Below are 13,121 nucleotides of genomic sequence, written 5' to 3' on the forward strand. Positions count from 1 at the left end.
GATGTTGAGATGCACCGGCCCGTGGGCGCAGCTGCCGAGGGCCCGGGACACTGCCGACCGCCAGTACCGCACCGTGGCCGCGGTGGGTGGCTCGGCCGCAGCGACCGCCGCCGACCAGCCGGAGGCACGAACCCACGCTGATCTCGGCGCGGATCGCGGCGAGTCGCCAATCCGCCGCAGGGCTGTCGGAAACGCCGTGATCTGAGCCAGCATGCCGGGATGCCATCGACTCACCTCGGCAATCTGCTCGGCGCCGCGCTACGGCACCAACGTCAACGACGCGAGCTGAGCCAGCGTCAGCTCGCCGGGCTCGCCGAGGTCAGCCAGACGGCGGTGGCCCGGATCGAACGCGGCGAGCGCTCGCCGAGCATCCCGGTGCTGGAGCGGTTGTTCGCCGCGATGGACGTGCAGTTGGTGGTCGGGGTCGAGCCGCTGGACGCGCACCTCGACGCCCGCATCGACGAACTGGCGGCCCGGCCGATCGCCGAGCGCATCGACGATCTGGGACTGGATCGGATGATGGACGCGCTCAAGGACTTCCCCCAGGCACTGACCGGCGGCACGGCGGCCGTGTTGCAGGGCGCGCCCGTGCCGGTCGACGCCGTGGAGATCGCCCTGCGCTGGGAGGACTCGAAGCGGTTCACCGCGTGGCTGGCGGCGCACTACGGTCAGCGCTGGAACGCCCGCTGGGAAGAGTTCGGTGGCGTGTGGTTGGAGCCGGAGGAGCCGGGCGAGCACCGCTGGTCGACCCTGTACGGCGAGATCAGGGCGACCATGTGCGACGAGTTGCCCGAGACGGTCGAGGTGCGCCACGGCGGGCGGGACTACCGGGTGGTGCCGCTGGTCGAACTGGAGCTGACCGAGCCGCGGGCCGCCGACCTGCTGCGCCGCTACCGGGACCGGCGCCGCGCCACCGGGGACTGACCCGGCGATGCGGGCCGGGGCCAAGCGGCGGTGCGGGCCAGAGTCAGCCGGCGGTGCGCTCCCAGTCGACGGTGGGTCGGCCGGCGTCGGCGAGGGCCTTGTTGGCCGCGCTGAACGGGCGACTGCCGAGGAAGCCGCGCGGGTTCATCGGGCTCGGGTGGCCGGCCTCCAGGACGACATGCCGTGGGTTGGTGACCAGGCCCGCCTTCTTGCGGGCGTAACTGCCCCAGAGGAGGAAGACCACCCGGTCCGGCAGAGCGTCCAGCGCCCGGATGGTGGCGTCGGTGAACTCCTCCCAGCCCGAGTTGGCATGCGATCCGGGGGTGGCCTGACGCACGGTCAGCACCGCGTTGAGCAGCAGCACACCCTGCGCTGCCCAGCCGTCGAGGTTGCCGCTGCGCGGCTTGGGCACGCCCACGTCCTCGCCCAACTCCTTGAAGACGTTGCGCAGCGACGGAGGCACCGACACACCCTCGCGGACGCTGAAGCTCAACCCGTGCGCCTGCCCGGCCCGGTGGTAGGGGTCCTGACCGAGGATGAGCACCCGCGTGGCCTCCGGCGGGCAGAGCCGGTACGCCGAGAAGAGATCCTCCACCGGCGGGAAGACGGTCTGCGTCGCGTACTCCCGGGCGACGAACTCGGCCAGCGCGGCAGTACGGGCCGGATCGAGGTGCGGGGTGAGCACGGCACGCCACTGCTCCGGCAGCAGCGCCAGCAGATCCAGGGCGGGGGCATCGTCGGACATCAGGAACCTCTTCCAGCGCGGGTCGGTCCCCCGCACTCTAGGCACCAGGTCCGACAGCGCCGCGCCGACCTAACCCAGATCGGCCAGCCGCCGTGCCCAGTCGCCACCGACCGGATCCAGCTCGACGACCCGGGTGTCGTCGTCGCGGCGGTCGATGCGGACCCGCAGGTGCGCGTCGACCAACTGCTCGACCAGGCCCTCGCCCCACTCGACCACGGTCACCGACTCGTCCACCGAGGCGTCCAGGTCCAGGTCGTCGATCTCGGCGCGCGGGTCGCTGGCGGCGCCCAGCCGGTACGCGTCGGCGTGCACGAGTGCCACCCGGCCGCCTCGGGCCGGGTCGGGCCGGTGCACGCGGGCGATCACGAACGTCGGCGAGGTCACGTCACCGAGGACGTTGAGCCCGGTGCCGATGCCCTGGGTGAGCGCGGTCTTGCCGGCGCCCAGCGGGCCCGTCAACAGCACCAGGTCACCGGCCCGCAGCAGCCCGGCCAGCCGGCGGCCGAACTCCCGAGTGTCCTCGACGGTCGACAGTTTGACGACGAAACTCACCGGTCCTCCATGCTCTGCAGTGACTCGAGGAACCGCTCCAGCGCGGCGTTGACCTCGTCGGCGTGCTCCAGCATCACCACGTGACCACTGTCTTTGATCTTGATGAACTCGGCGTGCGGCAGCCGCCGGACGATCTCCTCGGAGTGGGTCACCGGCGTGATCATGTCCTTGTCGCCGACGACCACCAGCACCGGCGCGTTCGCCAACGCCGCCAGCGCCGGGAAGCGCGAGTGCGTGGCGAGCGTCCGCAGGTAGCGGGTCACCGTGTCGGCCGAGGTCCGGGAATTCATGGTCTCCACGTAGGACACCAGCCGAGAGCTGGGCTTGCGGGTGCCGAAGCCGTACTTGCGGGTCAGCAGCCAGGCCACGTTCGACGTCGACTTGCGGGCCTTGTCGATCACCGGGCCGCCGTACCGGGTGGCGTTGCTGACCATGTACAGCACCGGGCCACCGACCCGGCCCAGCAGCGCCGGAGCCACGAGCTTGGTCTCCGCGACGAGCCCGCCCGACGTGGCCATGAGCACGGTGCCCACCACCCGGTCACCGAACAGCTCCGGGAACAGCTCGGCGAACGCCATGATGGTCATGCCGCCCATCGAGTGACCGACCAGCACCAGTGGCCCCTCCGGGGCGACCCGATCGATCACCTGGCGCAGAGTCCGGCCGAGCACGGCCAGATCGTACTCACCGGTCTCCAAGCGGCCGGACTGGCCGTGACCGGGCTGGTCGTACGCCACGATCCGGTAGTCACCGCGCGCGGCGAGCATCTTGCGCTGGAAGTGGAAGGTGCCCATGTCCAGGCAGAAGCCGTGCACCAGCACCACCGTCGGGTGTCCCCGCACCGGGCGGGTCGGCTCGACCACCTCGACGTGGATGTCGGTGCCGTCCGGCAGCTCCAGTCGGAACGCCTCGTCGTACCGCTCCTCGCCGAACGTCTCCTGCGCGTACCGATCGGTCAGGTCGGTCTTCAGCCGGCGGACCAGGGTGCGTTCGGTCGCGACGCCGGCGGCCAGACCGGCCGCCGCCACCCCGACCGCGGCACCGACCAGGCCGGCGACGCGGCCGGCCGCGGTCCGCGGGCGCGGGATGCGGTACGCCATCAGGGGCGCTCACCGTCGTAGACGCGCGGCACCCGCGTGCCACCGAACCGGGTGACGATCTCGTAGTTGATCGTGCCGACCGCCTCGGCCCAGTCGTCGGCCGTCGGCTCGCCGTCGGCGCCACTGCCGAACAGGGTCGCCACGTCGCCGTCGGCCACCGGGTCGTCGCCGCAGTCGAGCACGAACTGGTCCATGCAGACACGTCCGGCGATCGTGCGCCGTGCGCCGGCGAGCTGCACCGGGCCGCTGTTGGACGCGTGTCGGGGCACACCGTCGGCGTACCCGAGCGGCACCACGGCGAGATTGGCGTCGGACTGTGTGGTGTAGGTGTGGCCGTAGGAGACGCCGGTGCCGGCGGGTACCCGTTTGGTGAGCATCACCCGGGCGCGGGCGGTCATCGCCGGTCGCAGCCCGTACGTCTCGCCGGCCACCGGCGACAGGCCGTAGATGGCCAGCCCGGGACGGACCAGGTCGAAGTGCGTGTCGGGGCGGGTCAGGGTGGCCGCCGAGTTGGCCAGGTGTCGCCAGCGGGGGCGCAGCCCGGCCCGCTCGACCATGGCCAGTCCCTCGTGGAAGACGGCGAGCTGCCGGTCGGTGGTCGGGTGACCGGGCATGTCGGCGTACACGAAGTGGCTCCAGACGCCGACCACCTCGATCAGGCCGTCCGCCTGGGCCTTGGCGGCGGCGTCGAGCAGGGCCGGCCAGTCGGCGACGGTGGCACCGCCCCGGGACAGCCCGGTGTCGATCTTCAGGTGCAGCCGGGCGGGGCGGCCGGCACGTTGACTCGCCGCGACCATCTCGTCGAGCTGCGAGAGGCTGGCGGCGGCGAGATCCACTCCCGCGCCGACCCCCTCGTGCAGCGGCAGGCCGGGCGCGAGCAGCCACGCCAGCACCGGCGCGGTGATCCCGGCCCGACGCAGCGTGAGCGCCTCGTCGAGGGTGCAGACGCCGAGCCAGTCGGCCCCCGCGTCCAGCGCGGCCCGGGCGGCCGGGAGCATGCCGTGGCCGTACCCGTCGGCCTTCACCACCGCCATCAGCTCGGCGGTCGTGCCGGCGCGCAGTCGGCTCACGTTCTCGCGGATGGCGTCTAGATCGACGCGTACCTCGGCCTGCCACATGCGCCCAGCCTACTTTCCAGCCTGATCACCGTGGGCGGCGACGCACGGCCCGGCACACCGACCGGATAAGGACGGGACGATCAGCCCACCCTGGCGATGACCGGGCGCAGCGCGGTCACCACGTCGGGCGCGGTCACCGGGCCGCCGCGGGCCGCCTCCCGACCGGCCAGCCCGTGCAGGTACGCGGCCCCGGCGGCCGCCCGGTCCGCCGGCACCCCGGCCGCCAGCAGCGAGCCGAGCAGCCCGGCCAGCACGTCGCCGGTGCCGCCGGTGGCCAGCGCCGGGGTGCCGGTCGGGTTGACGTACGCCCGGCCGTCCGGCGTGCCGATCACCGTGCGGTCCCCCTTGAGCAGCACGACCGCGTTCATCCAGGCGGCCAGTCGCAGCGCCGACCCGACCCGGTCGGCGCCGGGCTCCTCCCCGCACAGCCGGGTGAACTCCCGGTCGTGGGGCGTGACGACGATCGGGGCGTCCCGGCCGCGCAGCCGGTCGGCGAGTGAGCCGTCCACCAGCAGGGTCAGCGCGTCCGCGTCGAGGACCACCGGCACCGAGGTCGCCAGGACGGCCCGCAACTCGGCCGCCGCGTCGTCGCCGGTGCCCAACCCCGAGCCGCACACCCACGCCTGCACACGGCCGGCGTCGGCCACCCGCGGCGTGGCGATCACCGAGGGGTGCTGGTGCAGCACCTCGGCACGAGCCCCACCGGCGTACCGGACCAGGCCGGTCGGCCCGGCCAGCGCCCCGCCGACGGAGAGCACCGCCGCGCCCGGGTACGTCGCCGAGCCGGTCGCCACCCCCACCACACCCCGGGTGTACTTCTCCGACGCGGCACCCAGCTCGGGCCACCACCGCTGAAGGTCGGACCACTCGGTGACGTTCAGCGCGGGGGTGCCCCGCAGCCAGGGCCGCAGCCCGATGTCGACCAGCTCCACCTGCCCGGCCAGCGCGGTGGCCGGGCCGACCACGAGGGCGGGCTTGAGCGCACCGAAGGCGACGGTCACGTCGGCGCGGACGGCGACAGGTCGGCCGGACGCGCCCAGTGGCACGTGCCCGGTGTCCACCGCCACTCCGCTCGGCACGTCCACGGCCAGGACGGTGGCCCGCTGGCCGTCGCGCCCGCGCAGGTCGCTCAGCCGCTGGGCGATCTCGTCCGCGTTCGCGCGCAACCCACCTGCGCCGCCGATACCGACGATGCCGTCGAGGACCAGGTCGACGGGACCGGCGGGGCGGTCGACCAACCGGCCGCCAGCGGCCCGCAACGCGGCCAGTCCCGCGACGTGCGCCCGTCCCGGAGTGAGCAGCAGGGCGGACACCTCGACTCCCCGGCGGGCCAGCCGCTCGCCGGCGTAGAGCGCGTCGCCGCCGTTGTCGCCGGAGCCGACGAGCAGCAGCACCCGGCCGCCGTACACGCCGCCGCGCTCGGCCAGCAGCAGCGCGGCCCGTCGGGCCAGCCCGGCCGCGGCCCGCTGCATCAGCGTGCCCTCCGGCAGCGTGCCCATCAGTCCCGCCTCGGCCGCCCGTACGTCAGCCACCCGCCACACCGGTCTCATGTCACCGTGTCCCATCCGTTCCGCGGGTCGGCCGACGCGGCCCACCCGGCCGAGGTCACCGTTCCGCGACCACCATCGCCGACGCGATCCCGCCGTCGTGTGACAGCGAGAGGTGCCAGTGGTTGATCCCACGCTCGGCGGCCACCGCCGCGACGGTCCCCGAGACGCTCAGCCAGGGCCGCCCGTCCTCGTCGGGCACGATCTCGCAGTCGTGCCACCGCAGGCCGGCCGGAGCGCCGAGCGCCTTGGCGACAGCCTCCTTCGCCGCGAAGCGGGCGGCGAGCGACTCCGGCGAGCGCGGACCGCCGGAGCGGGTGATCCGCTCCGGCGCGGTGAAGAGCCGGTCGGCGAGCAGCGGCGTCCGCCCCAGTGACCGGGTGAACCGGTCCACCAGGACGACGTCGAGGCCGACAGCGACGATCACCTGATCACCCTACCGGCGGTCGGGGCGGCAGATTAGCCGTCGGGCCCGCCGTGGGCAACGCCTGTGGACACACCGGGGTACGGCCGCGGCCGGTGCGTCCACAGGGCATTCCGGGACGGTTCGGAGCCCCCTAGCGTTCAGCGCGTCGGTTGCCGATCGAGCACGGGGGTGGGTCATGGCCGAGGAGCCGTTCGACGTCCGGCCGCAGGAGCTGCGCGCTGTGGCCCGCGCGCTCGACGACGAGGCGTACCGGTTGGCGGCGGGTCTGGCGCGGGTCCCGGGGCTGCTGGTGCCGGCACCGGGCTGGCGGTCGGCCGTGGCGCTGGCCGGGCTGGAGGCGGCCGGGCACGCCTGGTTCTGCCGACTGGGCGCGGACGTGGCGGCGACCGCCGGTGGGGTCCGTGCGGCGGCCGAGGCGTACGAGACGGTGGACGACCGGGCGGCGGGCCGCTTCGCCGCCGTGCCCCGGTGAGCGGGGTCGGCTATCGGCAGCTCTGGGCCGCCGATCCGGCAGGTTGGCGGGCGGCCGGCACCGCCTGGGCCGGGTTGACCGGGCCGGTCGACCGGTACGCCGGTGAGCTGGCCGGGGCCGCCGGGCGGCTGCGGGGTGGCTGGTCCGGGGTGGCCGCCACGGCGGCCGACGGCCGGCTCGGCGGTCTCCGCGACGAGCTGACCTCGGTGGCACCGGCGCTGATCGAGGCGGACCAGGCGCTGGCCGAGCTGGCCCGGCAGCTCACCGTGGCGAAGGCCCAGCTGGCGGAGGCGGTCACCCGGGCCGAGGCGGCCGGCTTGGCGGTGGACCGCAACGGCGATGTGCGGATGGATTCGGCGCAACCCGCGTCCGCCGGCGTGCCGGCACCCGGCTCGTCAGCGCCGGGATCGGGGGCGGGCGTCGGGGCACCGGCCGGGGCGGGAAACGGCGGGGCGGCCGGAGGCGCGCTGGCCGGCGCGGCGACGGCGTCGGCGGCCGGCGTGGGTGCGGGCGCGGCGGCCGGTATCGCGGCGGCGGGAGTGGCGGCGGCTCTGCGCACGGCGATCGGGCGGGCGGACGCGGCGGACCGGGCCGCCGCCGACCGGCTGGCCGAGCTGACCCGTTCCGCCGGCACCGGGTGGGCGTCCCCGCCACCGCCCGGCCGACCAGCCGCCGGTGCGTCGCCACCGGTGGTGCGCGCCTGGTGGTCCGGGCTGACTCCGGCCCAGCGGCGGTGGCTGGTCGGCCACGAGCCGGCGCTGGTCGGTGGTCTGGACGGGGTACCGGTGGCAGCCCGCGACCAGGCCAACCGCCTGCTGCTCGGCGCGCGGCGCGAGGAGTTGCTCATCGAGCGGCGGCGGTTGCTGGCCCGCGTGCCGCCGGGGCCGCTCGAATCGGTACGACTGCGCGCGGTCGCGGGTCGGCTGGCCGGCCTGGACGCGCTCACCGAGCGACTGGCCGGCGGGGCGCCGCGGGCGTACCTGCTGGGGTTGGACCCGACCGGTGAGGGGCGGGTGGTGGTGGCGCTCGACGACCCCGACCACGCCGATCAGGTGCTGACGTATGTGCCGGGGATGACCGCTGGGCTGGACGACGCCCCTGGCGAGCTGGGTCGGGCCGCCCGGGTGCTGGAGCGCTGCGCGGCGCTCGTGCCGGGTGAGCGCAGCGCGGCCGTGCTGTGGCTGGACTACGACGCACCGGACTTCCTGACCGAGGCGGCGTCGGCCAGCCAGGCCCGGGACGCCGGCCCGGCGCTGCACCGTTTCCAGGAGGGGCTGCGCGCCACCCACGAGGGGCCGCCGGCCCGGCAGACGGTGCTCGGGCACAGCTACGGGTCGCTGGTGGTGGGCATGGCCGCCCGCGAGCACGGGTTGGCGGCCGACGCGCTGATGTTCGTCGGCTCCCCCGGGGTGGGCGTGGCGCACGCCGACGAGCTGGGCATTCCGGCCGGACAGGTGTGGGCCAGCAGTGCCCCCGACGACGTGATCCGCCTGGCCCGGCCGGTGGACGAGCTGGTCCGCCCGGCCGTGCTCGGCGCCGCTCCGCTCGCCGCGGTACTGGGCTGGCCGGATCGGACCGGCCACGAGCTGTGGTTCGGCCACGATCCGGCGGATGCCGGGTTCGGCGGCCGGGTGTTCTCCAGCGGGCGGGGCGGGCATGCCGGCTACTGGGAGCCGGACAATCCGGCGCTGGACGGGATGGCCCGCGTCGTGCTGGGCCGGTGACGGCTCCGGTCCCGGGACGGGTACGGACGACGGAGCCCCGGCCACCGCGGGTGCGGCGCGCCGGGGCTCCGGACGTGGGAGGCGGCTACTCGACGGTGACCGACTTGGCCAGGTTGCGGGGCTGGTCCACGTCGTGCCCCCGGGCGGCGGCGATCTCGGCGGCGAAGACCTGGAGCGGCACCGTGGTGACGAGCGGGGCCAGCAGGGTGGGCGTACGCGGCACGTAGATCAGGTGGTCGGCGTACCGGACGACGGCCTCGTCGCCCTCCTCGGCGATCACGATGGTCCGCGCGCCGCGCGCCCGGACCTCCTGGATGTTGGAGACGACCTTGTCGTGCAGCATGCCCCGGCCCACCGGGGAGGGCACCACGCAGATCACCGGGGTGCCCTTGTCGATCAGGGCGATCGGGCCGTGCTTCAGCTCACCGGCGGCGAAGCCCTCGGCGTGCATGTACGCCAGCTCCTTGAGCTTGAGCGCGCCCTCCAGGGCCACCGGGTAGCCGACGTGCCGGCCGATGAACAGCACCGTCGGCTCGGACTTCAGCTCCCGGGCCAGCTCACGGACGGGATCGATCCGGTCGAGCAGCTCGCGCAGCTTGCCGGGGATCTCCTGCAACTGCGCGACCACCGCGCCCACCTCGTCGGCGAACTTGATGCCGCGTACCTGGGCCAGGTGCAGGCCGATCAGGTAGCAGGCGACGACCTGGGTGAGGAACGCCTTGGTGGAGGCGACGGCGATCTCCGGCCCGCCGTGGGTGTAGAGCACGGCGTCCGACTCACGGGGGATGGTCGAGCCGTTGGTGTTGCAGATCGCCAGCACCCGGGCCTTCTGCTCCTTGGCGTGGCGCAGTGCCATCAGGGTGTCCATCGTCTCGCCGGACTGCGAGATCACCACGATCAACGTGGACCGGTCGAGGACCGGGTCGCGGTAGCGGAACTCGCTGGCCAGCTCCACCTCGCAGGGGATCCGGGTCCAGTGCTCGATGGCGTACTTGGCGACCATGCCGGCGTGGTACGCCGTGCCGCAGGCCACGATGAAGATCTTGTCGACGTCGCGCAGATCCTGGTCGCTGAGGCGGACCTCGTCCAGGGCGATCTCGCCGCTCTCGGTGAGCCGGCCGAGCAGGGTGTCGGCGATGGCCTGGGGCTGCTCCTCGATCTCCTTGAGCATGAACCAGTCGTAACCGCCCTTCTCGGCGGCCGACGAGTCCCAGTCGATGTGGAAGTCCTTGCCGCTGGCGGGCTGACCGTCGAAGTCGGTGATCTCGATGCTGTCGCCGGTGATCAGGACGATCTGGTCCTGACCCAGCTCCACCGCCTCGCGGGTGTGCTCGATGAACGCGGCCACGTCGCTGGCCAGGTAGTTCTCGCCGTCACCCCGGCCGACGACCAGCGGCGAGTTGCGCCGGGCGCCGACGACCGCACCGGGCACGCTGGCGTCGACCGCGAGCAGGGTGAACGCGCCCTCCAGCCGCTGGCACACGACGCGCATGCCGGCGGCGAGCAGCTGCGGGCTGTCCGGTTGGCCGGCGGCGCGCAGGTCGGCCAGCGCGGCGGAGAGCAGGTGCGCGGCGCACTCGGTGTCGGTGTCGCTGGTGAACTGGACGCCGTCGGCCTCCAGCTCGGCACGGAGCCTGGCGAAGTTCTCGATGATGCCGTTGTGGATCACCGCAACGCGGCCGTCGGGGGCGAGGTGCGGGTGGGCGTTGCGGTCGGTCGGTCCACCGTGGGTGGCCCACCGGGTGTGGCCGATGCCGGTGGTGCCGTCACCGATGCCGATCGGACTGGCCGCGCAGGAGGTCGGGTCGTCGGCGGCACGCTCGGAGAGCACCTTCTCCAGGTTGGCGAGCTTGCCGGCCTTCTTCTCGGTCAGCAGCTGGCCGTCACAGACGATGGCGACGCCCGCCGAGTCGTAACCCCGGTATTCCAGCCGACGCAGCCCGTCGAGCACGATGCTCAGTGCCGGGCGCGCACCGGCGTATCCCACGATTCCACACATGGCCCGCAGCCTAACCCAGTTTCGCTCATCATGGGTGCTCGAAAGACGGCTAAACAAGCACCGGATTTGAGCGATCGGTGGTTGTCGGGCCGCAATGGGACGAGTGTCACGAGCCTGCTCACCGCGCCACCGACCGGACGGGGTTGCGGGACCGCCGGCGCGTACGACAGTCTGCCGGCGGGCTCGGCGCGCGCTGCCCTGGCTCGTTGACCCCTTACCCACTCCCGCCCGGAGCAGCCATGTCCGACGCGCCGCCGCCCGATCCGTCTTCGACGCCATCACCCGACCCCACCCCGACGCCGTCGGATCCGACGGCCGGGCAAGCGCCGTCGGATCCGACGCGCGGGCAGACGCCGCCGGAGCCGACGCCCGGCTGGGCCGCGCCGGACGCCTTCCCGACGCCGGGTCCGCTGGCGCCGGGCCAGCCCTGGGCACCCCCGGCGCCCTGGGCGTCCCCGCCCTCGTCCGCGTGGACACCCGACGCCACCGGCACCCAGTGGACGCCCGATCCCGCCGCAGCCGGCCCCTGGCCACCACCCCCGCCGCCGGAGCACCCTGCGGCCGGCTATCCGCCGTCGGGCTACCCGGCACCGGGCTACCCACCGCCGGGCTACCCGCCGCCCGGCTACCCGCCCCCCTATCTCTATCCCGGCTATCCGCCGGCCAAGAGTCCCGGTGGCGGAAGCGGTCGGGTGGTCGGGATCGTCGTCGCGGTCGTCGCGGCTCTCGCCCTCCTCGGCTGCGGCTGCGTGTGTGTGGCCGGACCCCTGCTCGGCCAACTGGTCCCGGATTCGGTCGCCGAGGACCCGTACGACAACGACCCGTTCGGCGACGACACCTGGCCGCCGAGCATGGCGCCGGAACCCAGCCCACCCAGCTCTCCCGTTCCGGACACCACCACCGCGGGGCCCACCAAGAAGCCGATCACCCGCCCGACCTCGGGGCCCGCGCCGGTGACGGTGGTCTACGAGGTCACCGGAGTCGGCAGAGCCGACATCGCGTACTTCGACGCCGAGAGCGATCTCATCCACGTCGACGGCGCGAAACTGCCCTGGCGCATGACCATCCGCACCAACGGCAAGAGCAGGGTCATGGTCGAGGCCGACTGGCCCGGCATCGACGATCCCGGGCCTCTCGGTTGCACCGTCACGATCACCGGCGCCGGCCAACCAGTGGCCTACGAGAGCGAGAGCTGGTACGGGGCCAGATGCGAGCCCGAGTGAGACTGGAGTCGGATCAGCGGGTGACCGTAGGCTGGCGCAGGTGACGATGAGCACCGATGTCGACCCACTGGTGGCCCGGATGCGGCCGTTCGGCACGACGATCTTCGCCGAGATGTCCGCGCTCGCCGTGCGGACCGGCGCGGTCAACCTCGGCCAGGGCTTCCCGGACACCGATGGCCCGCCGGAGATGCTGGCCGCCGCCGCCGAGGCGCTGCGCGGCGGGCAGAACCAGTACCCGCCCGGTCCGGGCATTCCCGCTCTGCGCGCGGCCGTCGCGGCGCACCAGCGCCGGTTCTACGACCTGGCGTACGACCCGGACGGCGAGATCGTGATTACGGCGGGTGCGACCGAGGCGGTGGCGGCCAGCATCCTCGCGCTGTGCGAAGCGGGCGACGAGGTGGTGTGCTTCGAGCCGTACTACGACTCGTACGCCGCCTCGATCGCGCTGGCCGGCGCGGTCCGGCGGCCGGTCACGTTGCGTCCCGGCGCGGACGGCCGGTACGCCTTCGATCCGGCGGCGCTGCGGGCGGCGTTCGGGCCGCGTACGCGACTGGTGCTGCTCAACTCGCCGCACAACCCGACCGGCAAGGTGTTCACGCCGGCCGAGCTGGCGTTGGTGGCCGAGCTGTGCCAGGAGTACGACGCGTACGCGGTCACCGACGAGGTGTACGAGCACCTGGTGTTCACCGACGCGTCCAGCCCTCACGTGCCGCTGGCGACGCTGCCCGGAATGCGGGAGCGGACGCTGCGCATCTCGTCGGCCGGCAAGACGTTCTCCTGCACCGGCTGGAAGATCGGCTGGGTGAGCGGCCCGGCGGCGTTGGTCTCGGCGGTGCTGCGGGTGAAGCAGTTCCTCACCTATGTCAACGCCGCGCCGCTGCAACCGGCGGTCGCCGTGGCGCTGGCCCTGCCCGACGAGTACTACACGGGTTTCCGCGACGGACTCCAGCAGCGCCGCGACCAGCTCATGGGTGGCCTCGTCGACGCGGGATTCGATGTGCTGACACCGGAGGGCACGTACTTCGTCACCGCCGACGTCAGCGCCCTCGGCGGCACCGACGGGATGGAGTTCTGCCGGTCGCTGCCGGAGCGCTGCGGCGTCGTGGCGGTGCCCACCCAGGTGTTCTACGACGACGTCGAGGCTGGCCGGCGACTGGTCCGGTTCGCGTTCTGCAAGCGCCCGGAGGTGCTGGCCGAGGCGGTCACCCGGCTGCGCGCCCTGACCCGCTGACGCGCCGTGCTGGCCGGGCTTCCGGCCGGCACGGCGCGCAGACGGTCAACGACCCGGCG

13 protein-coding genes are annotated in these 13,121 nt (G+C 73.9%); 5 read left to right on the top strand and 8 right to left on the bottom strand.

Going from position 1 to position 13,121, the window contains the following annotated elements; translation table 11 throughout:
* Window positions 1–213, bottom strand: a 213-nt coding sequence (locus ABZU91_RS19335) for a hypothetical protein (RefSeq protein WP_355241984.1), incomplete at its 3' end; no start/stop codon positions are given.
* A gap of 6 nt (window positions 214–219) precedes the next feature.
* Here ABZU91_RS19335 and ABZU91_RS19340 point away from each other — a divergent pair.
* On the top strand, window positions 220–924 hold the full coding sequence (locus ABZU91_RS19340; RefSeq protein ID WP_355241987.1) for a helix-turn-helix transcriptional regulator: 705 nt from the start codon (window positions 220–222) through the stop codon (window positions 922–924).
* A 43-nt stretch (window positions 925–967) separates the two neighbouring features.
* Here ABZU91_RS19340 and ung read toward each other — a convergent pair whose 3' ends face one another.
* The 6 genes from ung to ABZU91_RS19370 form a co-directional block, all read right to left on the bottom strand.
* Window positions 968–1,669, bottom strand: a complete 702-nt coding sequence (ung, locus tag ABZU91_RS19345) for a uracil-DNA glycosylase (RefSeq protein ID WP_355241990.1) — start codon at window positions 1,667–1,669, stop codon at window positions 968–970.
* A gap of 69 nt (window positions 1,670–1,738) precedes the next feature.
* Window positions 1,739–2,221 carry a tRNA (adenosine(37)-N6)-threonylcarbamoyltransferase complex ATPase subunit type 1 TsaE gene (tsaE, locus tag ABZU91_RS19350; protein WP_355241993.1) on the bottom strand — a complete coding sequence of 161 codons (483 nt, stop codon included), beginning with the start codon at window positions 2,219–2,221 and terminating at the stop codon, window positions 1,739–1,741.
* Window positions 2,218–3,321 carry an alpha/beta hydrolase gene (locus ABZU91_RS19355; protein ID WP_355241996.1) on the bottom strand — a complete coding sequence of 368 codons (1,104 nt, stop codon included), beginning with the start codon at window positions 3,319–3,321 and terminating at the stop codon, window positions 2,218–2,220. Before ABZU91_RS19355 ends, tsaE begins: the two co-directional genes overlap by 4 nt.
* Window positions 3,321–4,439 (bottom strand): alanine racemase, encoded by a 1,119-nt coding sequence (gene alr, locus ABZU91_RS19360; RefSeq protein WP_355241999.1) that lies wholly within the window; start codon window positions 4,437–4,439, stop codon window positions 3,321–3,323. Before alr ends, ABZU91_RS19355 begins: the two co-directional genes overlap by 1 nt.
* Before the next feature lie 80 nt (window positions 4,440–4,519).
* Window positions 4,520–5,989: an NAD(P)H-hydrate dehydratase gene (locus tag ABZU91_RS19365; protein ID WP_355242002.1), complete on the bottom strand. Its 1,470-nt coding sequence runs from the start codon at window positions 5,987–5,989 to the stop codon at window positions 4,520–4,522.
* Window positions 5,990–6,044: 55 nt separating this feature from the next.
* Window positions 6,045–6,413, bottom strand: coding sequence for a holo-ACP synthase (locus ABZU91_RS19370; protein WP_355242005.1), 369 nt, complete (start codon window positions 6,411–6,413; stop codon window positions 6,045–6,047).
* A 175-nt stretch (window positions 6,414–6,588) separates the two neighbouring features.
* Between ABZU91_RS19370 and ABZU91_RS19375 the strand changes: the two genes are divergently transcribed.
* Together ABZU91_RS19375 and ABZU91_RS19380 are read left to right on the top strand one after the other, a co-directional pair.
* On the top strand, window positions 6,589–6,885 hold the full coding sequence (locus ABZU91_RS19375; protein WP_355242007.1) for a hypothetical protein: 297 nt from the start codon (window positions 6,589–6,591) through the stop codon (window positions 6,883–6,885).
* A complete protein-coding gene (locus ABZU91_RS19380) occupies window positions 6,882–8,609 on the top strand; it encodes an alpha/beta hydrolase (RefSeq protein WP_355242010.1) in 1,728 nt (575 codons plus the stop codon). Before ABZU91_RS19375 ends, ABZU91_RS19380 begins: the two co-directional genes overlap by 4 nt.
* A gap of 85 nt (window positions 8,610–8,694) precedes the next feature.
* On the opposite strand, the gene glmS is transcribed toward ABZU91_RS19380, so the two are convergent.
* Window positions 8,695–10,608 carry a glutamine--fructose-6-phosphate transaminase (isomerizing) gene (glmS, locus tag ABZU91_RS19385; RefSeq protein WP_355242013.1) on the bottom strand — a complete coding sequence of 638 codons (1,914 nt, stop codon included), beginning with the start codon at window positions 10,606–10,608 and terminating at the stop codon, window positions 8,695–8,697.
* A 239-nt stretch (window positions 10,609–10,847) separates the two neighbouring features.
* Between glmS and ABZU91_RS19390 the strand changes: the two genes are divergently transcribed.
* Together ABZU91_RS19390 and ABZU91_RS19395 are read left to right on the top strand one after the other, a co-directional pair.
* Complete coding sequence (locus ABZU91_RS19390) at window positions 10,848–11,831, top strand: MmpS family transport accessory protein (RefSeq protein ID WP_355242016.1); 984 nt, start codon at window positions 10,848–10,850, stop codon at window positions 11,829–11,831.
* Window positions 11,832–11,877: 46 nt separating this feature from the next.
* The gene (locus tag ABZU91_RS19395; RefSeq protein WP_355242353.1) at window positions 11,878–13,062 is read left to right on the top strand and encodes a pyridoxal phosphate-dependent aminotransferase; all 1,185 of its coding nucleotides are present in this window, start codon (window positions 11,878–11,880) and stop codon (window positions 13,060–13,062) included.
* Window positions 13,063–13,121: the final 59 nt, after the last annotated feature.

Source organism: Micromonospora sp. NPDC005174, assembly GCF_040608495.1.
GTDB lineage: Bacteria > Actinomycetota > Actinomycetes > Mycobacteriales > Micromonosporaceae > Micromonospora.

Bases quoted from the DNA above. Each gene is read 5' to 3' on its own strand.
- ABZU91_RS19340 (WP_355241987.1), top strand. From the start codon at position 220: ATGCCATCGACTCACCTCGGCAATCTGCTCGGCGCCGCGCTACGGCAC.
- ung (WP_355241990.1), bottom strand. From the start codon at position 1,669: ATGTCCGACGATGCCCCCGCCCTGGATCTGCTGGCGCTGCTGCCGGAG.
- ABZU91_RS19355 (WP_355241996.1), bottom strand. From the start codon at position 3,321: ATGGCGTACCGCATCCCGCGCCCGCGGACCGCGGCCGGCCGCGTCGCC.
- alr (WP_355241999.1), bottom strand. From the start codon at position 4,439: ATGTGGCAGGCCGAGGTACGCGTCGATCTAGACGCCATCCGCGAGAAC.
- ABZU91_RS19365 (WP_355242002.1), bottom strand. From the start codon at position 5,989: ATGAGACCGGTGTGGCGGGTGGCTGACGTACGGGCGGCCGAGGCGGGA.
- ABZU91_RS19375 (WP_355242007.1), top strand. From the start codon at position 6,589: ATGGCCGAGGAGCCGTTCGACGTCCGGCCGCAGGAGCTGCGCGCTGTG.
- glmS (WP_355242013.1), bottom strand. From the start codon at position 10,608: ATGTGTGGAATCGTGGGATACGCCGGTGCGCGCCCGGCACTGAGCATC.
- ABZU91_RS19390 (WP_355242016.1), top strand. From the start codon at position 10,848: ATGTCCGACGCGCCGCCGCCCGATCCGTCTTCGACGCCATCACCCGAC.
- ABZU91_RS19395 (WP_355242353.1), top strand. From the start codon at position 11,878: ATGAGCACCGATGTCGACCCACTGGTGGCCCGGATGCGGCCGTTCGGC.